Origin of the sequence: Acetobacterium sp. UBA5834, from assembly GCF_002435675.1 — a bacterium.
Taxonomy (GTDB): Bacteria; Bacillota; Clostridia; order Eubacteriales; family Eubacteriaceae; genus Acetobacterium; species Acetobacterium wieringae.
The window spans coordinates 1-20,502 of the sequence record NZ_DJGY01000041.1; the positions used below are offsets into that span (position 1 = coordinate 1).

The window sequence follows — 20,502 nt, forward strand, 5'->3', positions numbered from 1 at the left end:
AACTATTATTGACAATTCCAATCATCTAAATGACCAAACTTATGAATACGAACAAGATCGAAAGCATTAAGAAGTCTCCCACTTGCAGGATCTGTTGCGTGGTGGGAATAGGCAAACTTATCATCATAGAGTATGACACCGGCACTGGAGTCAGCAGGAATATAATCATAGCGACCTGTCATTGCTGAAGGCTCGTATATATCCTTTAAGAACATATCGATTGCACTGCTTACTGAGTAGGTACGGCAAAAAGTACCGATGACTCCTTCCTTAGAAAGCGGATCGGCTTGTTCTTTTAGTGAGCGGTCAATAACTTCTGACTGACGGGAGGATACGGGCCAAGTACTGGTGTCTCGCCAATCATCGTATTTGTTTAGAAACTCATCCGGATCAAGGAGGGAGCCATCTTTTTCTTCATATACAAATACACCGTTTCTTGAAGTAGATGGCCAATACATTAATCGTTCTGGTTCATAGGTTGTGTCATCAAAAAGGTCGATGCCGATTTCTTTTGCGACCATGCGACTAACGGCTGCATACTCCTCTTCTCCCACATCACGAAAGAGTGGAATGATCAGCCTTAATCTTGGATGTTCTGGAGTATGCTTATGAGTAGAATAAATACAACACTGATAAGGGAAGAAGGTAGAGATTTCTTCCCAGATAGTACTTGTGCCATAATCCATATCAAGGGTGAGCATGGAGCGTGATAGAACATTCCCTTTTTTACGTCTACCATCTTTTAAGTGACCGCCGACAAAACCCCCGACATCTTTAATGGAATCCTGACCACCTTTTCTCATTTTTCGATATTCTTCTACCGTTTCGGTGGTACGCTGTGTGGTCTTAACACGGGAGCAGAAGTCATCCCAGCTGATGTCTGTGTTTTTCCACTTTTTATCCATTCGGCTGTTGCCGTATGCTATCTTCATAGAGACTCTACCTCCTCAAAATCTTTATTAAAGTATCTAACCGGCTGTCTGCGTTTCTTTGCTTTTTCAATTTCAATACTCATGCCCCTTGAAATCACATCACCTAGAACCCAGACCTCTTGGCATTTGCCCATCAGGATAATATCCATGAAAATAGCGAGGTCACGCTCTTTCTCATTGCTGTCATCCATAAACTGTGGAAATAGAAGGTGTGGAGCAAGCGGAATATTGCCCTTATCTAAAGCAAAACGGCAAAATGCTCGTGTGCGCTTATTGTTGTTTTCAATATCGCCACTAAATGGAGAGCAAATATAGACAAGGGGCTTAAAGGCAGCTTTTGCTGCTGCCTTTTCCTCACGGGTGATATTGCTAAGTGCTTCATGGGGAGTTGGGTCATGATACCCCTCTGCATTGAATTTATTGATTCCCATATCACACCTCCATCTCAATCTGCGGATAAATACCGTCCGCTTTCAACTGTTCATAGATAAAGAGTCTGCCTTTTTGCGTCCACTTGGTATGCACTTTCGTATGTTGGATACCTTTGCTATCTTCATAAATGTGAGTGTTGGTTTTTGTATATCCATTTGGAGCATATTTCTGATAAAGAAGCCAAATATCACCTTGCTTAAACTGAATCCCTTTTTCATGAAGGTGTTCGTTCATGCGCATGGCACTCCAGCCGTAATCTTTGGCAATAACAGAAATATTGACTGCATCCCTGCATTTAAGAACCACATCATAGTAAGTAGCCTTGGGTTTCATCTCAGCAATTTGCTGCTGACCAATCGCAACGGCCGCCATCAATTCCTTGTTCTTTTCACGTTCCTCTTTTAGTGCAGTAAATGCTGCGATAGCAAGGTCTGGATTTGCGATTAAATCATCTGTTGCATAAAGTCCATGTTTCCGAATAGCAGGGAGTACTTCATTTGTGACCCAGCGTTTGAACTTTTTGGCACTTGGCATCTTGCTTGAGAGGATGAGGCTATAAAGACCGGATTCATTGATAGCAGTCATCGTTTGATTTCTTCCGATGGCGTCACGAATCGTTACGTCATCCTTATCCTCTTCATCAATGTGGTCGATCAAAGCTTTGCGAGTATTTGCATAACCAAGAATGCTTGCTACATCCTTGCCAACAAAATAAGGTTGACCGCCAATCGTGGTAGTACGTACAGAGCCAAACTCTGCATTTTTGTATACTTGTAATTCCATTCGAATTACCTCCTTGTGTTATTTTGGAGGTCTTGACCTCCTACCTAGTAGCCACGGGAGAAGGTCAAATCTGACGGTTTTTATATTCTTGTTCTAATTTCTTTGTTGCTCGCTTTAATTTCTGAGTAATATTGTTTTCGCTGACTCCGATGGAACTGGCATATTCTCGGATGGGCACACCATCAATGCGTACTGCGATGAACATATCTGCCCAGTCCTGCTTTTTGCCAAGAGCGGTGCGTATCCATTGGCAGACATCTTCATATTTATTTTGATAGGCTCGTTCGAGCTCATCTTTTCTAAAAACTCTATCATCGGCTACTTCTTTCATTAGAGGTTCTGAAGTATCACATTCCAGACCATCTGCATTTGGTTTTGCTATTGAATATCCCTTGTGCCTATCAAATTTGTGCCAGTTATTGTATTCGGGCTTATTAAATTTTTCATTGAAGGCATCTTGAATTAACCGTTCTTTGTCAGAGTTTGGAAGCTCATCACCTTCGAGCGATAAACTAATCCACATTTCCTCAGTTTCTTTTTCATTAAGTTCGATAATCTGAAATTTGTTGTCGTATCTTACTGATAATCTCATTAGATTCTCCTGTCCCGTCTTGGAAGGCGGCGGAGAACTAATGAATCTTTGGAAAACAATGACCAACAGAGTTACTTCCTAAAAATATGTATAGGAAATAAAACGGAGGAGCATAAATTTCACCCAACAGCCTGTCATTGGCTATCTTCGAATCATTTATGAATCCGCCGTCTTCTGCTGGCCAGCTTTAGACGCATTTAATTTTTGTAAAGCTTGTACCTTACATTTATAAATATAATAGGTTTCAAAATTTCACGACCAACTCGTTGAGTTGGTCCGAATTTGCCTATTTATCAGCCTTTCTAAATTTGGGCATAAAAAAAGAACCCCTTTCGGGGTCCTAAACCAACTCACTGAGTTATCAACTTTTTTATTCTTTTATTTTACTACCTAATTCTGGAATACCGCTCTGTTCTAAAATGCTGTTAAAATTATCAAGCGATAGTCCGGGCATAACATCTAATATATGTATATAAGTCATGTCGGGATCCTCGTAATAATTCAGTTTGTTCTTCGAGCGTTCAAATAGTTTTTGAGTAATACGAGAACTTAAGCCCATACCTACACAGATTGCCATCAAAACATTTGTTCCCATATCTTCGTACTTATTATTCTTAATTTTGCCATGATAGTTTTTATGGAGTCCTGTCTCTTCATTGAATTTCTCAGGATAAATCCATTTTCTATTTTCCATCAAAAACCATATGCAATCACATAATGTTTTGGTAGGGTCGCCAAGTAATTTCATAAGTTCAATTTCTTCATCAACATCATAGCAAGCTAATTGTTTAGAAAATGCTTGATATACTTCTTCTGGTTCATTTATTAGATCAGATTGAAATTTAGGATGAAATGTAAGAAGTCTATTATCAATCCCTTCTACCTTATTTAGTATTGCATAGCCAATGAAGTCTTTTTCTGTATTGCTATACGCCACATATCTTTGTTCTCGAATATTGATAGCACATCTAGAGAGATTTTGCTTTGCCTTTGGTGTTAGATGGAGAACCCCATCTTCTTGTACAACATATTGGTTATTAGCAAGTACAAAATACCCTTCAGCGTATACAAAATGCCGCTCTTTTATCCAGTTTTTCAGTGTTGTATCAGAGTTAATTATTTGTATCGCTTCTACTGGGGTTAACTTAACAAAGTCTTTATTACTGTGGATTTCTTCATAGACATCATTGTAATCAGAGAATTCAGATATGGTATCCTCTAAACCAACTTCAATCAATCTATATTTTACTGATAGTCTTGACGTTATAAAAAAGCTACTTAAATCTTCAATCAAGGTATCACAAGAGTATATCGTATTTTCACCAGATGCTTTATACTGCTCAATAAACTCTAAAGCTTTCTTTTTGAAGCTTTTTTTGGGCATCAGAACTCTAGGTGCTAATCTGTGTGCTTGCCATTCCAACCATCGAACTTCATTTTCCTTTGTCTTCTTTCCCTCAGGTGGTGTAAAGAAAGTCTCGGACTGTCGGCATAAAATTGGATATAGTTTTTCAGATTCGTTTTTATTTTTAACCTCAAGAATTTGAAAATATGTTTTATCTTTTTCCCAGTGTAGTGCTTCATGAATGAGCGTATTTCTTTTCGAGCCTTCACCATAAAAAGACTCAGACAAAGGGTCAATTAATACTGTTCCAGCACTGAAGGAAGTTGATAAATATTTACCTGTTTCCCTATCATATATATCAACATCTGCATCCAAAAGTAAACAACATCCAAAAACATCTAGGTCGCTTGATAAATGAACTTCTTGAACAGTAAGCCCCATATCCTTAAGAATGTCATCAACCGGAAGAGGCATCGGTTCAACCAATGCCTGTTTACAGTATTTAGTCAGAAATTTTGTAGCATAGTCATCAAGGCGATTCTTTCCAAGAATTAGAGCACCTGATTTTTTATTGATATCGAATACATCACTTGGAGTTATCTTCCTCTTCATAATCTACCTGTTCTCCTTTTTCAATATGATCCAAAGGCAACTCTGACAATAACTTTCTTGCCTCTTTCCAGGTAGGGTAGAACTCCTCCACAAGTGAATTGAATCTATGGGTGTGATTCTTTTCTAACAAGTGTACCAGTTCATGGATAACAACATATTCAAGACATTCTATTGGTTTCTTGGCTAGCTGTAGATTAATCCATATTCTTTTTTTATCAATATTGCATGTACCCCACTTAGTTTTCATATTCTTAATTTTGTACTCATTAGCATGGAGGTTTGTTTTTGTTTCACACCTTGAAACTACCCCATCCAACACTCGTTTAAGTTCTTCTCTGTACCATTCATTGAATGCCCTCTCCCTTGATTCTTTAGTTGATCTTTCGGGAGCAGTCAATATTATCTTGTTTGGTAGTTTTGAAATTTCGTATTTGTTTCCTTCATAGACAACTTGTAGCCGATATGGCTTTCCCCACAGGAAATGGGATTCTCCTGAAACATATTCTCTCTCAGTTTGACGCGCCTGTGACAGCATCCTGTCTCTTACCTTAGTGATTTCTGGCATTTTCTTTAATACAAAGAGCCTTATCTCTTCATCAGGATAATCGCTAGGAGTACTAACTGTCACACTGCCTTCTGGTGGATTCACCCTGATATAGAGATTTTTAAGATTTTTCTTTTTTATAATTTCTATTGGCAACCCACCAATTATTTCTTCATTACACATCGTATTCTGCCTGCCTTTCAGCTATTTCGAAGACCGTAGCAGTTTCCTGCGTTGCTTCATCTTCGTCATAACCATATACCAATAAATTTTCATATATAGCAAGCCTTATGTTTTGTTGTTTTTGAAAATTCCTTTTCCAATCAGGACGTAATGCACTATGGACAGCACTATCAATATTTACTGCTAAAGTCTCGTCTTTATTAAAATAATCAAAGAAAGCTCTTCTAGCTTCACTAGTCTTAACGGTATCAGGATAATCCAAGCTGTCTTCAGGGTGCAAAATCGCTTGGGCCAACTCAACAACTTGCCGTAAATATTCCTCGTAACTCATAGCCTCTATCCGTCTCTGGTCGATTAGTACTTGGAGCATTTCTGATAACTTACCATAATAAACTTGGTTAGATGACATCTTCTTTACAATTTCATGCTGCAAGTTATTTTCGATGATTTCTGCTTTAGCATTTTCATTACCTGGAAGACCTTGTACCAGGGCCTCTATTGGTGTTGTTGAAGTGTTTTCAAGTAACAATTCCACCAACGACATATTCCCGAGTTCACTTACAACTGTAGAATCTTCTGCACGTATGTAAGTATCAAGGACATATCGCATATCAGCCTCATATGGTTTTAAATCGATATAATCACAGCTTGCTAGTTTAACCATTTCTTTTATTTTGTTATAGCCGGAAATATCACTCCTTAGCCTGCTAACTTGCCCCTCTGAATAGCCATAATCACTCACAAGTTTATCACTGCAGTTAGCAAAAGAGCGTGTTAGCGAGGCTGTAAGAGTATATAAAATATCTCTGCGACCAGTGTTTTCATCGTCTTCACTATTTTCACCACAAAAATACTCAATATAATCCGTATCGTCTTTAGGATCGCTTACATTTTCTAATAGATCTTTCAGCGATGCAATTGCACCCACCATCTCAGATTTAGCTTCGTCATAGCGATTCTTTATAAGTCCCTCAACATCTTCCTTATCAAAGCTATCGAAAGCTTCAGCAGTATAATCAGCCACTGCAAGCTGAACATTACGAAACAAGTCCATGTAATCTACGATATAGCCATAGTCCTTATCTTCGCCATCTGGTCTATTAACTCGGCAGATAGCCTGGAAAAGGTCATGATCCCTCATAGATTTATCAATATATAGATATGTCGCTGTTGGAGCATCAAATCCTGTTAAAAGTTTATCTACCACGATAAGAAGTTTCATCTTAGCAGGTTCTTTTTTGAACTGCTCTTTTACTTCCTTCTCAAATTCAGACAATTTTTTGCCCTTAAGCATACGCTCATAAATAGACTTCTTATATTCTTCTTCGCCCTCTTGACTTAAGTCACTCGTAGCTGTTCTAACACTCGCGGTTGAAGGCTCAAAGGAAGTTACAACAGCACACTTGTTAAAGCCGTTGCTAGTAAAAATATCCCAGTATCTGCAAGCCTCATATATACTGTTGGCCACAAGCATGGCAGTACCACGCTCATTTTTTAGACGAGGTTTTAAGTTCATATCGAAAATGATATCGCTAGCTATTTTCTCAAGTCTTTGTTTTGAACTATATAATTTGTTGATTGAAGTCCAACTTTGTTTCAGCTGTATCTTTGCTCTATCTGTAAGACCTAAGGTTTTATTGTCAAACCATAAATCAACCTTGTCTTTACTAGATAAGTCTTGGTCAACATCTCTTGCTTCATAACGCAAATCAAGAACAACACCATCTTGAACACCTTCATCAAATTTATAAGTATGGATGTAAGGTCCAAAAGTCTCAAGACTCGTTACTTTATCTTTTTTGAGTAGTGGAGTACCTGTAAAACCAATAAGTGATGCTTCAGGCATCAGTACTTTTACAGCCTCATGCAATTTCCCTGAGTTAGTACGATGGCACTCATCAATAAAAGCTATAATATTTCCTTTTGATTTAAAGTCAGCTGGGAGGTCTTTTATCAATTCTTTACGATATTGATCCACGTCGGATTGTTTACCTGCATTATGTCCGTATTTATGAATCAAAGAGCAGATAATAGAATCATCATTTTTATTTAGAACCTCTCTTAAATCAGCACTACTCTTTGTTCTTCGTACTTTTTCATTTACATCAATAAACAAACTTTCAATTTGGTCATCAAGTTCATCTCGATCGGTAATGATTACCACTCGGCTATCTGCTACATTCTCAATAACCCACTTAGTAAGCCATACCATAATTAGGGATTTTCCTGAACCTTGCGTATTCCAGATTATTCCACCTTCACCCGAAAGGATTCTTTTCCTAGCAGCAATATTAGCAAAATACTGATTATGTCTTGCAATCTTTTTCACTCCAGCATCAAAAATAATAAAGTCGTGGATTAGTGAAAGAAACCTCTCTTTATGACAAAGAGAAATTACACCATCCCTTAGTTTATTTCTTTCTCTGGATTGGATACCTTTAATACTCGCAGAAAGTTCATCACTAGCTTTAATATCTTCTTTCCAATTCAGATAATACTTTTCTGGAGTTTCGATTGTTCCATACTTCAGTCCTTCTGCTTCGTTACCTGCAAAGAGAAACTGCGTAGTGCTAAAGTAGTTCTGAATATACTCTTTTTTTTGGTTTGTGAGATTCTGACGAATTCCCTCACCAATACTCACACATGAACGCTTTAACTCAAATATGCCAAGAGCGATACCGTTTATATACAGCACCACATCAGGGCGTTTTCTCTCTATTTGATTAAAGCAGAGAACACTTACTTCTTCAGCAGCATAAAAATCATTGTTTTCGACATTGTTCCAGTCGATATAATGGACTGTTTGACGATTTTTATTCTCGTCTTTAACACCTTGCTTGCCATAGCGAAGTAGGGAATAGACCTCTTTATTGATTTGGTAAAGGCTATCCACTTGATTGCTCGCTTTTGAAACAAGCTCAGTTACAGCTTTGGAAATCTGATCTTTCGAATAACCACGTTTTTCAAGATTCTTCTTCAGCAAATCTTCTCTGATAGGTTTGTTATTCTGATCCTCTAGATTTCCGAGATACGTATAACCAAGACCACCGTCTTCCTCTTTATCTATTAACCAGTGAAGGACCTTGTTTTGCAATTTTCTTTCTAAATCAACAGACATAGCCTTTACCTCCTCATACTTCAAGGCGCACACGGCCTGTTAAGAGGTCGTCCATTGCACCTTCTTTAATTTGTATCATTTTTTCTTTTTCTGTTTCGAGAGATTCTATTTCTTCGTCCATTTCTGTCAGAACTTCGGCAATTGCTTGTTGTTCTTTTATTTCCCTCGGAAGTCGTATATTTATATTCTTTATTAGAGTTTTATTCAATCCACCACGTCCACCGTCACCTGATGAATGTTCTCTTAAATCAACATACATATTTTCAATTAAGTAATATAAGAACTTAGGATTTGTTTTATCTGATGGGACTAATGCAGCTAGAGATTGGTTTAATGCCATTGGATAGGCTAGAAACGCTGCTGTTCCCCTAGTCTTTCCTTGTCCTGCTAGTGCAATTAATACCGAATCTTTTGGTGCTATTTTAGCGGATGAATTATTCAAACCAATTTCTGTAATGTTTCTAGTTGCTTTGGTAATTATTTTTTGATGAACTTCTGTAGAAGCAAGCCATGGAATTGACCCGCCCCAGTATTTGTCTATCGTGGTTGAAGGAGTACCTCCTGTAATAATTGCACTTGTTGAACTCTCAATTGTTGATTCTATCCAATCACCGTCAAACCCGTCAACTCTTGTTCTCCCACTGACCAAATCATCCAAAGCACCTTCACGAATTGCTTTTTTCTTTTCAATTAGTTCAGACAGATTGTCTATATGCTCATCAAAATCTGATAATACTGAAGCTATAGCTTGTTGTTCTTTAGAAGAAAGAAGCGGAATTTTATACTCTTCAGTAACTGGTAATGAAATTTGTGAAAAAGAACTTCTTCCATCTCCAGCATTTCTAAAATAATCGACATTATGTTTCAGATAATAAAAAAGAAATTTTACTGCATATATATCAGATGACGTATAGCCCCACATCTCATTTTTAAATGTACAAGGGACATTGCAATATATAAAGTCTATTACCCCTCTTGATTGAACAATTACTACAGGATCACTAATAATATTTGCATTAGGCAAATCCGATACATTTGCTCTAATCTCTGTTGCTCCTCCGGCAAAAACTCTTATCGCTCCAGTAGCAGATTTTATTTTACTCATTCTTTCTGCAGTTATAGGAGTTCCTCTAACACGCTTATATATTTTTTTTATTTCGTTATACTCAATAGTATCTTTAGAATGAGTTACCATGTGTATCCCATCCTTTCTAATGCAGATTTAACCTTAGCCTTCGACTGAACTGTCTTTTCTTCAATCTCTCCTAAAGTGTACTCATAGCGTTTGGCAATTAAGACAACCTTTGAGGCGAGACAATTCATCACCTGATCAATCGCATCAGTAATATCTTTTTCAAGCCTTGCCATCCATTTTTTGTCAAAGAGTAAATGCTTTACTTCATCAATCGTTAGTTCTGCGTATTTAGAAAGGACTACATCATCCAGTTCCTTTTGAGCCTCTTTGATCGCTTTATCAGCTTCTTCCTTCTCTGTTAACTTAGCTTGATAGGAAAGAAGAGCATCATATTCATCAGCATATGTTTCTGGAATTACTGCATTGTCATTTGCTTCTTTTAATGCATTTCTTAATTTAGCCTTTCCGAATGAGCCGTTCTTATTTCTAAGTTCATATATCTTCAGCTCACTATTTGCTTTGACGATTTTCTCCATCTCCGAAGTACTGCCTGTATCAAATAATTCAATAAGCTTTGTAATGTCATCTATTACTTCTGAAGTCTTTTTACTTTCAAGTTCTTTTATTTGTTTATTCAGATTTGCTTTAGGTATACCGTCACCTTTTTCATTCAAAGCATTTATAAGCAAACCTTCGTCACCTGATTCTTCTTCTCTCATTTCATCCAGTTCAGATTCAAGCAATGCAGATTTTTCGATTAGCTCATTAAGAGCCATTAACTCAGTTTCAAAATACTCCTGTTCAATAATGTCTCTCGAAATTAAAGCACCTTCAAAAGACTTCATTTTTGAAGTATCATCGACTTTTATTTCTTCTCCATTTTCATCTTTAGCTTTCTTTTGAGCGTATACATATTCAATCTCACGTCCCGCATCATATCCGCTCGCTTTTATTACATATACATCATCTTGCATTTTTTCATTCCAATAGTTAAGCAAGAAGTCGTACACATCGTAATTGTCTAGAAGTTTTGCCGATTCAAAATCTCTCAAAATTTCAATACCCAAGCTTCGAATTAATTCTTTTGGATTTGTATCTGTATTAATATTGAGTAATGAATCTTTTACTTTATTTTTCCACGTCTCGAATAGAGAACCGTATTCAGTCTCCTTTTCAACCTTTATACTTTCATCTTCAGAAATGACTGTTTCAATTTCATTTGGTTTTATGGCAAGATTATAGACATTATGTTCTTCATCAACACAAGTGAATAGCTCTTGTCTTAACTGTGGCGATATTTTCCAGAGTCTCTCTAAAGAGTTAATATCGACTTCTGGAATACCACCCTTAAGATGAGATGCAATGTTTTGAGGTAATGTGTCATCTATTTTTTGGATATAACGAGGCACATTAAGGTTTCCTTCGTTCTCTTCTAAAATCTCTTTATACGTAATAAAGCGAGAGTACCCCTCAACCTTTTCTTGGTGAATAAAGGTTTGTACAATTTTCTCAATATCCTGTTCACGTAGGCGGTTCTTATTTCCGTCTTTCTTAAACCCATCGCTCGCATCAATCATAAAGATACCTTCACGCTTATCAGCGTTTTCTTTATCGATTATGATAATACTAGCAGGAATTCCTGTGCCATAAAATAAGTTTGTAGGCAATCCAACAATACCTTTTATATATTTCTTATCAAGTACCGCTTTTCTAATAGTCTTCTCTGCATTAGGTCTAGATAGTACGCCGTGTGGCAGAATAATCCCCGCCTTGCCATTGCTTTCCAACGCTTTTAGAACATGTAGAAACCAAGCATAATCACCATTCTTTTCAGGTGGAATGCCATAACCATCAAACCTCTTGTATTTATCTTCAGATGGTTTAATTCCATCAGTCCAGTCTTTATCAGAAAATGGTGGGTTCATGACAATAAAATCAAATTTTCTAAGTCCACCAAAATCATCAGTATATTGTGGGTTTGCCAATGTATTCCCGCTTTTAATTTCACCTGTGCCTTTGTTATGTAGGATGAAGTTCATCTTTGCTAAACCAGCAGTATCAGGATATTTTTCTTGTCCAAATATTGTAACTATGGAATCACCATTATCATCAGTTGGTGCTTCATCTGCTGCACGAATAAGTAAAGATCCACTTCCCGCCGCAGGATCATGGAGGGTCCATTTCTTTCCTGTCTCTTGTTTAATATTGCCAATACCAATAAGTCTAGCAATAATACGTGACACCTCACTAGGTGTATAAAATTGCCCCTTACTTTTGCCAGACTCCTGAGCAAATTTCATCATGAAGTATTCATAAGCATCTCCGATGATGTCATCTCCACTAGCTCTGTTACTTTTAAAGTCAATAGCAGGGTTTTGGAATATAGCAATTAGGCCAGAGACTTTATCTACGAGTTCCTTACCAGAACCTAGTTCATCCGGATTATTAAAGCTTACGTCAGGAAGTGCACCTACTAGCTTATTATCTTCTAGAAACTTTTGGAGAATTACATCAACTCTTTCTCCAACATCTGGCTTGCCTTTTGCAGCAATCAAGTCGTCAAATGAGGCACCTTCATTTACTGTAAACTCAGCAAAACGTTGCCCTTTATATCTGTCTGATACATACTTGAAGAATAGTAATACAAGCACATAGTCTTTATATCTTGAAGGTTCTACTCCACCTCTTAATTTATTACAAGCATCCCATAATAGGGAATACAATTCTGATTTTTTCACGGCCATTCATTTAACCTCTCTCGTCTATTAATTGTTTTATATTTAGTATTCAGTTATATCTATTCCTGCTTTTATTAACCTTTCATATCTCTCGTGGGATATAAGAACTGCTACAGGCTTTCCATTTTTCAAAACAAAAGCTGTTTTATCTTCATCTGATAAACCTGTGATCAATTTCGAGGATTGTCCTCTAAGAAAATCTGACATATTATAAAACTCCATTGGTTGCTTTTGGGCTTTATCTTCCTTATCCATACCTAAATCCACCTTTTCTTTTTATCATAACATTTTACAACTCTTATTTCAACCTTAATATGCACTTGAAAAGTAATTACCTTATAAGTGCATTTCAATCTTGTATGTCCATTCAAACCAATAGCCATCTTGTCAACTCACCACATTTTTGCCAGCAATCTTATCAACTCACTAAGCCTATATTCAAATTCGTAAATCCGGTGAATAATCCACCACTCTTGGATATCTTCCCTCAAAGCAAAATACCGTGATTATCCTTCCGGCTTGTAACCAGACCTCAAATCACGGAAAGCTCTTATTTACACATGTTTCTATACTCTTACTTTTCCACCCTTGACATCAATACCACTGTCTCAACATGACCAGTTCCCGGGAACAGATCCACCGGCTGAACGGTTTTAATAGCATAGCCAGCTTCGGTTATAAACTTTAAATCCCGGGCCAGGGTTGAGGGGTTACAGGATACATAGATAAGCTTGGGGGTGCCCAACTCGCTGATGGCTTGCAGCAAGGATTCGTCACAGCCTTTTCGAGGCGGATCGAGAACGATCAGATCGGGTTTGACTCCTTCATCTTTGATGATCTTGAGCATTTCATCTTCAGCCCGACCCAAAAAGAAGCGGGCATTGTCGATCTGATTGAGGCCAGCGTTTTCCCGGGCATCAAGAACTGCATCGCCGACGCTTTCAATCCCGATGACCTGTTTGGCCTGAGCCGCCAGATAAAGCCCGATGGTGCCGGTACCGCAATAGAGATCAAAGATGGTTTCTGTGCCGGTCAAGGCAGCAGCCGACTTGATGGCATCATAGAGTTTTTCTGTCTGCAGCGAATTGACCTGAAAGAAGGAGTTTGGTGAAATCGAAAAACTGAGATCCCCGATCTGCTCCACCAGTCGGGCCGCCCCGTAGACGCAGAGACTTTTCTTGCCCAGAATCACATTGCCCTTTTCCCGGTTGATGTTGGCGTAAATGCTTTTGACATTGGGAATTCCGGCGACGATGCCCTCAATAATGGCCTGCCGTTGGCTTAACTCCTTACCATTGATGATCAGGGTGATCATGTTTTCGCCCTGAAGGTTGGTGCGCTGCAATACCCCCCGGAGATAACCTTTGTGGGTGCGCTCATCATAAATACTTAGATTCAGTTCCTGAACCAGAGCATTGATGGTTTTGATGGCTGCTATTGCTGATTCTGGCTGGTTGAGGCAATCGTCAATATGAACCAGCTGATGGGATCTTTTGGCATAAAAGCCCATTCCCTTGCGATCAAGTTTAAACTGAGCCTTATTGCGGTAACGGAGGGGATCTTCCATGCCGATAATCGGCGCCACTTCAATCTCTTTAAAGCCCCCAATCCGTTGGAGTGCGTCCCCCACCATTTTGGCCTTGGCCTGAAGTTGGCCCGGATAACTCATATGGCGGATTTGACAGCCACCGCATTGGTCAAAATAGGAACAATCCGGGGTCACCCGAACGGGTGATGCCTGGCTGATTGACAATAGTTTTCCCTGGGCATAGGTTTTTTTAACATTTTTGATTTCTACCTCTACCACATCCCCGGGAAGGCCGCCGTCAATAAAGACAATCATGTTGTCCAACCGACCTACTCCTTCCCCACTATGGGTAATATCGATCAATTCCATGGTATACTGCTGGCCAACTTGTAACGGGTTGCTTGTTTCGTTCATTCTTACTTCCTTAATTTTCTTATTTTGTGATCGCTTATTTTTTTATTACCAGATAAATAATAGATCGGTACGGTAGTTTGCTACTAATGTTTACTGCTTGAGATAGGCCTTCATTTTTTCGAAGGTTTCATCCGAGATAATATGCTCAATACCACAGGCGTCCTGTTCCGCATTGGCCAGGGATACGTCCAGGGCCTTGACTAGAAACTCGGTAATCAGCCGGTGTTTTTCATAAACTTTCACCGCCCGGCATTTTCCGGTTTCGGTAAGATAGATCTGGCCATAACGCTCATGTTCCACATAGCCCAATTCCTTAAGCTTGCGAACCGCATCATTGGCACTGGCCTTACTGACCTTGAGTTCCAGGGCAACATCGGTAATCCGTACCCCTTTGCCGTGTTTTTGACTCTCCAGATAAATGGTTTCGATATAATCCTCAATGGATTCAGTTAATTTTTTTTCCATTTCTACCTCTGCTTTTATCTTTTTGGTTTATTTTTGTTTGCTTCGCCGTAGTGGGCTTGGCATTTTTTGTTTTATTCGTATTCCGGCTAAGATTTGCTTGCGGAGATTGACGATCACCGCTTTTTACTTTGGCCGGAATTAACGCTTTCTTGCCGCTTCCAATCAGATCCTCCCGATAGGCTTTGGTCAGAGCCTCATGCACCAGCAGATAATTCTCCCGTTTGTTATACTGCACCAGCGCCCGCTGCATGTTTTTTTCCCGGCCCTTGGGCACATAAACCGCTTCCATCGTCAGCGGGTTGACCCCGGTATGGTACATGGCCGTCGCCACCGAACCCGGAGTCGGGTAAAAATCCTGAACCTGCTCCGGGAAAAAGCCCATCTCCCGGATGTACTCCGCCAGCTTGACAGCATCCTGGAGGGTGCAGCCGGGATGGCCGGTGATGAAATAGGGCAATACAAACTGGTTTTTCCCCAGCTGCCCATCAATCTGTCTAAACTGCCGGACAAAGTTTTCATAAACTTTAAAGGCCGGTTTGCCCATGTGAGCAAGCACCGTGTCGGATACATGTTCCGGCGCAACCCGTAGCTGGCCGCTGATATGGTGCTCCACCAGTTCCCGAAAAAAGGCCTTGTCCTGATCCAGGGCCAGATAATCATAGCGGATTCCCGAGCGGATAAAGACTTTCTTGATGCCCGGCAGTTTCCGGACCGCCCGAAGGGTCTCCAGATACGGTTTATGGCTGGAATCAATGTTTTTGCAGGGTTCCGGTGCCAGACACTCGCGATCCTGGCAATAACCCCGGCTGGCCTGCTTTTTACAGGCCAGATGAGAGAAATTGGCCGTCGGTCCGCCGATGTCGTGAATATAGCCCTTAAAATCCGGCTCTTTGGCCAAACGCCCGGCTTCCCGGACAATTGAATCACGGCTGCGCATCTGGACGTATTTGCCCTGGTGAATGGCCAGAGCACAAAAGGTGCAATTGCCGTAGCAGCCCCGATTGGCGGTGATACTGAACTTTACTTCGTTAAGTCCCGGGACACCACCGACCGGATCATAGGCGGGATGCCAACGATAGGTAAAGGGCAGATCATACAGATCATCAAACTCCGCCTGGGAAAGCGGCGGCTGGGGTGGGTTCTGCCACAGATAGCGGTTGCCGGTGGGCTGAATATAGGCCCGCAGATCATGCGCATTATTACTCTGATAAATCAGGGCGGTCGCCTCGGCATAAGCCTGGGTATCGGTGCTGACCGCTTCGGTGGACGGCAGTATGACCCCGTCCCCGACTTCCCGGCAGATAACCGCCGTGCCCCGGATATGGGTCAGCTGATGTACCGGAATGCCAGCTTCCAGGCCTTCGGCAATCTCAATGATGGCCCGTTCGCCCATGCCATAAACCAGCAGATCGGCCCGGGAATCAAAAAGAATGGGTCGCCTCACCTTCTCCTGCCAGTAATCGTAATGGGCAAAGCGTCGCAGACTGGCTTCAATCCCCCCGATAATCAGGGGAATCTCGCCGAAGTTCTCACGGATCTTGCCACAATACACAATCGTGGCCCGGTCCGGCCGCAGGCCGGCTTTACCGCCAGGGGCATAGACATCCTCCCGGCGGCGCTTTTTGTTGACGGTGAAATGATTGACCATCGAATCAAGATTGCCGGCGGTGACCAGAAAACCCAGCCGGGGGGCGCCCAACTGCTTAAAGTCGGCGTTTTCCTGCCACTTGGGTTGGGCAATAATCCCCACTGAAAAGCCCCGGGACTCGAGCACCCGGCCGATGATCGCCGCCCCAAAGGAGGGATGATCGACATAGGCATCTCCGGTCACCAGTATAAAATCGCATTGGGCAATACCCTGGGCCTGCATTTCTTTTTTGGACATCGGCAGAAAACCCTTATTTTTTTGGGGTTGGGTGTCGATTCGGGCTTTTTGTCCGGAATCGTTGCTTGACTTATTCATTCATACCCTTTCATAATAATTTTTCACATTTTTTATATTAAACCGCTAAAAAGATATCTATTTGGCAAAACGTTCATGCGCTTCACTGTCTGTTTCACACAAACACTTGTTACACTGTACTGCATACAGGCTATCGCCTGTTCGCCTACACGTTACACACGGGTGTTGTGGAAACAGCCATCAAAGCAATCATTGTTTATCTTTTCCTAAAAAAGTTTAAAATAAACCGGGAAGTTAATCAGGATGATGGCAAATACCACCATAAAAAAGGTCTGATTAAGTTCGATGGTCATCCCGATGGTGTCGCCGGTCATCCCGCCGATTTTGTGCTGCAGATTTTTCATCAACAATAGCGCTGGCAATAGACCGATCACCGCCGTCAGCAGTCCGGGTAGACCCAGAATCAACGTGGCATAACCCAGTAGTAAGACCAGATAAATGATAAAATGGTGGAGCTGGGTCATTTCGACAAAGCGTTTGCCCAAACCGCCACCGCCAGGGGCATAGGTCGAAAAGCAGGTCGACATGATCGCCATCGTTCGACCAAACACCGGCATCACCAGCAGGGCACTGCTGTATTCCGGCAGAATCATCGTATAAGCCATCCAATTGGTTAAAATAATCAGGATCAGTCCAATGGCGCCAAAGGCGCCAAGGCGGCTGTCTTTCATGATTTCCATCATCTTTTCCCGATCCCGGGCTGAGAACAGGGCGTCGGTGGTATCGGCAAAGCCATCCAGATGAAGACCGCCGGTAAGCCAGATGTAGGCAATCACCATCAGCAGCGCCTGCAGCTGAACAAAGTGGATCAGTGAAAACAGCTGGGCCACCCCGTACAGGATCACCCCGATAAAAACTCCCACCAGAGGGATCAATATCATTGATTCATAGAACTCCTCGGCACTGACGTCTTCCAGTTTGATCGGGATACGGGTAAAAAAAGATATCGCTATCAGTAATTTTCGCATGTTGTTCTCCAAATATACAATCTATTTAGGTAATTGCGATACTGCCGTGAGCTTTGCGCCCAGTTTCCCACGAAACAATTTGTTCACTGTACGGCGAACAGTTCTAAGAACTGTTCGCCTACACGTTACAAAATTGTTTGTGGAAACTGCACACAAAGCAACCATTGTTCGGCGCTTTTTCATTTCGCAATTACCTATACTATCATTATTCATGGCCTTTTCGCAGCTCAAATCATCAAATACTACGCTCACGACAGTTTTGCCCGAAAAAAGAAAAGCATGAATTTGCATTCATACTTTATCCGGCCATGGTTTCTGAATTTTCGTTTTTAAAAGATTTTCATTATCTTAAACTTCATCCACAAAATCAAAACGATTTTCAATCATTTGTTTCAATTGTTCAATGGCCCGCTTCTCGTCATCGCCATTCGCTTCGATTTGTATCTCGTCACCTTTTTGAACAGCTAAAATCATCACACCCATAATGCTTTTGGCATTAACCCGGGTTGTTTCTTTTTTGATATAGATTTCGCTTTTAAACTCATTGGCTTTTTGGACAAAAAGAGAGGCTGGTTTTGCATGGAGTCCGGCCTTGTTATTAACGATTACTTTATCAACTATCACAATAATCCACCCCTTTACTATAAAATTCCCCTATGCTACTATTATAACCTTAGACTGCGATTTTAGCAAGTAAACGACTTTTATTTCTTTTTAACTTGTAAAATCTTTTTTTAAGTTTTATAATGTATGATATGTCAAATGAGATTAACACTTTGCGGAGGTGAAAAAAATGAAAGTTACTAAAGATATGGGCATCCTTGATGCTGTTAACGCATATCCGGATTCTGTCAACGTCTTCCAGGCTTATGGCATGCATTGCTTTGGTTGTATGGCAGCACGTTTTGAAAGCATCGAAGAAGGGGCATTGGCCCACGGCATTGATGTCGATGCCTTGATTAAATCAATTAATGACGCCATTGACGCTGTTGATTTAACAAAATAGTTTAAGGTTGTCGCTAAACTACCGTACCGACCAATTGTTAATCTGTTGTCCGCTCCGATGCGTAGGGTCTGACCCCTAGGTCACAACATGATGTAACAATTGTCGGTACTGATTTATCTTTTTTGATAGTCTGAGCAACGCATTTTAATCAATGCGTTGCTTTTTTTATTTTTTTGTCAATACCCCTTGAAATCACCAGGAATAATTGTTACAATGGTCAGAATCGAATATTACGATAGAGGTGCGGACTTTAAGATTAACGGCGGTGACCATGGCTAATGGGATGAAGCGTTGTGAAAGGAAAGCTCGCCGAAGGACAATGTTTTGCCAGCATTTTTCCTGGGCTTACTGTTAAGAGCAGTGAGACTGTCATCATTTTTATGATGGAGTGCTATCTAAAACCCAATGAGATCTCTTTTTTGAGTGTTTCTTTGTTTTTTAGCCGGTACCCGTTACCGGCTTTTTTTAATTTCAAATGGACGATTGCGAAACTGCTATACTGCTGCGAGCTTCGCTGCCGGTTTCCCACAAACACGTGTGTTGTGGAAACCAACATCAAAGCAATGAATGTTCGCTGATGTAAATTTTGCAATTAACTATAAATTCAATTTTTGGAGGACTTATGAAATCTTATAATGTTGCAGTTGTTGGTGCCACCGGCATGGTGGGACAGAAAATGCTTCAGGTACTGGCGGAACTTAAATTCCCGGTCAAGAACCTGTATCCGATGGCGTCCAAACGCTCAGCCGGTAAAGAAATAAGCTTTAATGGAAAAAACTACGTGGTGCAGGAGCTTTGTGATGAAGCTTTTGACCAGGATATTGATATTGCCCTGTTCTCCGCCGGTGGCGACACCAGCGAGCGCTTTTCGCCGGTGGCAGCTGCCAAGGGTGTCATTGTCATTGACAACAGCAGCGCTTTCCGGATGGACCCCACCGTACCCCTGGTGGTGCCGGAAGTCAATCCCGAAGATCTGGACTGGCATAAAAATATCATTGCCAATCCCAACTGCTCCACCATTCAGGCGGTAGTGGCCTTAAAACCGCTCTATGATGCCTTTGGCATCGACCGGATTGTCTATTCTACCTACCAGGCGGTATCCGGCTCCGGAGTCAAGGGCTATTCCGATCTGGAAGGAGGGATCAAGGGCGAAGCCAATGCCTTCTACCCCCACCCGATTGCCTATAACGTGCTGCCCCACATCGATTCTTTCCTCGACAACGGCTACACCAAGGAAGAAATGAAGATGATCAATGAAACCCGGAAAATCCTCCATGACGACAGCCTGCGGATCACCGCCACCACCGTCCGGGTGCCGGTTTTCTACAGCCACAGCGAGAGCGTCAACGTTGAGCTCAAAAAACCCTTTGAGCTGGACGCCGTCCGCAAGCTTTACAGCGACGCCCCGGGGGTTGTCCTCCAGGATGACCCGGCCAACAACGTCTACCCGCTGGCCCGCAACGCCGAAAACACCGATGAAGTCTATGTCGGCCGACTGCGTCGCGATGAAAGCGTCGCCAACGGCCTGAACCTCTGGGTCGTCGCCGACAACATCCGCAAAGGCGCCGCCTCCAACGCTGTCCAGATCGCCTTCGAACTGGCTAAACGGGGCCTGATCTAGGCTCATTAATTTAGTGCCGTTGGCTTTGCTACCGCTATACAGCAAACAGTTTCTACACTAGGGCGAACAACACTTTTTTGTACTGTTCGCCTACACGTTACGAAACTGTTTCTGAATACCGGC

The 20,502-nt window shown here is 41.2% G+C and carries 16 protein-coding genes, 1 pseudogene and 1 riboswitch; of the genes and pseudogenes, 2 read left to right on the forward strand and 15 right to left on the reverse strand.

Annotation, left to right across the window (positions count from 1 at the left end; genetic code table 11):
* Positions 1-20: 20 nt before the first annotated feature.
* The 15 genes and pseudogenes from B3F51_RS08360 to B3F51_RS08430 form a co-directional block, all read right to left on the reverse strand.
* A pseudogene (locus B3F51_RS08360) lies at positions 21-932 on the reverse strand (hypothetical protein); the annotation flags it as partial.
* Positions 929-1,363, reverse strand: coding sequence for a DUF4406 domain-containing protein (locus B3F51_RS08365; protein ID WP_286946539.1), 435 nt, complete (start codon positions 1,361-1,363; stop codon positions 929-931). The gene B3F51_RS08365 and the pseudogene B3F51_RS08360, both read right to left, overlap by 4 nt.
* Before the next feature lies 1 nt (position 1,364).
* On the reverse strand, positions 1,365-2,147 hold the full coding sequence (locus tag B3F51_RS08370) for a phage antirepressor (protein ID WP_286946540.1): 783 nt from the start codon (positions 2,145-2,147) through the stop codon (positions 1,365-1,367).
* A gap of 64 nt (positions 2,148-2,211) precedes the next feature.
* Entirely contained in the window at positions 2,212-2,739 is a 528-nt protein-coding gene (locus B3F51_RS08375; protein WP_147659323.1) for a sigma-70 family RNA polymerase sigma factor, read from the reverse strand.
* A gap of 370 nt (positions 2,740-3,109) precedes the next feature.
* Positions 3,110-4,696: an ImmA/IrrE family metallo-endopeptidase gene (locus B3F51_RS08380; RefSeq protein ID WP_286946549.1), complete on the reverse strand. Its 1,587-nt coding sequence runs from the start codon at positions 4,694-4,696 to the stop codon at positions 3,110-3,112.
* Positions 4,671-5,423: a M48 family metallopeptidase gene (locus tag B3F51_RS08385; protein ID WP_018579898.1), complete on the reverse strand. Its 753-nt coding sequence runs from the start codon at positions 5,421-5,423 to the stop codon at positions 4,671-4,673. Before B3F51_RS08385 ends, B3F51_RS08380 begins: the two co-directional genes overlap by 26 nt.
* Positions 5,416-8,541 (reverse strand): type I restriction endonuclease subunit R, encoded by a 3,126-nt coding sequence (locus B3F51_RS08390; protein WP_147659325.1) that lies wholly within the window; start codon positions 8,539-8,541, stop codon positions 5,416-5,418. Before B3F51_RS08390 ends, B3F51_RS08385 begins: the two co-directional genes overlap by 8 nt.
* Before the next feature lie 13 nt (positions 8,542-8,554).
* Complete coding sequence (locus tag B3F51_RS08395; RefSeq protein ID WP_286946552.1) at positions 8,555-9,736, reverse strand: restriction endonuclease subunit S; 1,182 nt, start codon at positions 9,734-9,736, stop codon at positions 8,555-8,557.
* On the reverse strand, positions 9,730-12,420 hold the full coding sequence (locus tag B3F51_RS08400) for an N-6 DNA methylase (protein ID WP_286946554.1): 2,691 nt from the start codon (positions 12,418-12,420) through the stop codon (positions 9,730-9,732). Before B3F51_RS08400 ends, B3F51_RS08395 begins: the two co-directional genes overlap by 7 nt.
* Positions 12,421-12,456: 36 nt before the next feature.
* Positions 12,457-12,669 (reverse strand): type II toxin-antitoxin system Phd/YefM family antitoxin, encoded by a 213-nt coding sequence (locus B3F51_RS08405; RefSeq protein WP_286946555.1) that lies wholly within the window; start codon positions 12,667-12,669, stop codon positions 12,457-12,459.
* 319 nt (positions 12,670-12,988) lie between these two features.
* Positions 12,989-14,356 (reverse strand): 23S rRNA (uracil(1939)-C(5))-methyltransferase RlmD, encoded by a 1,368-nt coding sequence (rlmD, locus tag B3F51_RS08410; RefSeq protein ID WP_286946557.1) that lies wholly within the window; start codon positions 14,354-14,356, stop codon positions 12,989-12,991.
* A 90-nt stretch (positions 14,357-14,446) separates the two neighbouring features.
* Positions 14,447-14,821: a metal-dependent transcriptional regulator gene (locus B3F51_RS08415; RefSeq protein WP_286946559.1), complete on the reverse strand. Its 375-nt coding sequence runs from the start codon at positions 14,819-14,821 to the stop codon at positions 14,447-14,449.
* Positions 14,802-16,784 carry a YgiQ family radical SAM protein gene (locus tag B3F51_RS08420; protein ID WP_286946561.1) on the reverse strand — a complete coding sequence of 661 codons (1,983 nt, stop codon included), beginning with the start codon at positions 16,782-16,784 and terminating at the stop codon, positions 14,802-14,804. Before B3F51_RS08420 ends, B3F51_RS08415 begins: the two co-directional genes overlap by 20 nt.
* Positions 16,785-16,990: 206 nt before the next feature.
* Positions 16,991-17,752: an adenosylcobinamide-GDP ribazoletransferase gene (gene cobS, locus B3F51_RS08425; protein ID WP_286946563.1), complete on the reverse strand. Its 762-nt coding sequence runs from the start codon at positions 17,750-17,752 to the stop codon at positions 16,991-16,993.
* Between the two features lie 348 nt (positions 17,753-18,100).
* Positions 18,101-18,376 carry an HPr family phosphocarrier protein gene (locus B3F51_RS08430; protein WP_070372285.1) on the reverse strand — a complete coding sequence of 92 codons (276 nt, stop codon included), beginning with the start codon at positions 18,374-18,376 and terminating at the stop codon, positions 18,101-18,103.
* Positions 18,377-18,545: 169 nt separating this feature from the next.
* Between B3F51_RS08430 and B3F51_RS08435 the strand changes: the two genes are divergently transcribed.
* Both B3F51_RS08435 and B3F51_RS08440 read left to right on the forward strand, forming a co-directional pair.
* Positions 18,546-18,758 (forward strand): DUF1858 domain-containing protein, encoded by a 213-nt coding sequence (locus B3F51_RS08435; RefSeq protein WP_070372286.1) that lies wholly within the window; start codon positions 18,546-18,548, stop codon positions 18,756-18,758.
* Positions 18,759-18,986: 228 nt separating this feature from the next.
* Positions 18,987-19,160: riboswitch (Lysine riboswitch) on the forward strand.
* Positions 19,161-19,380: 220 nt separating this feature from the next.
* A complete protein-coding gene (locus B3F51_RS08440; protein ID WP_286946565.1) occupies positions 19,381-20,379 on the forward strand; it encodes an aspartate-semialdehyde dehydrogenase in 999 nt (332 codons plus the stop codon).
* Positions 20,380-20,502 lie beyond the last annotated feature (123 nt).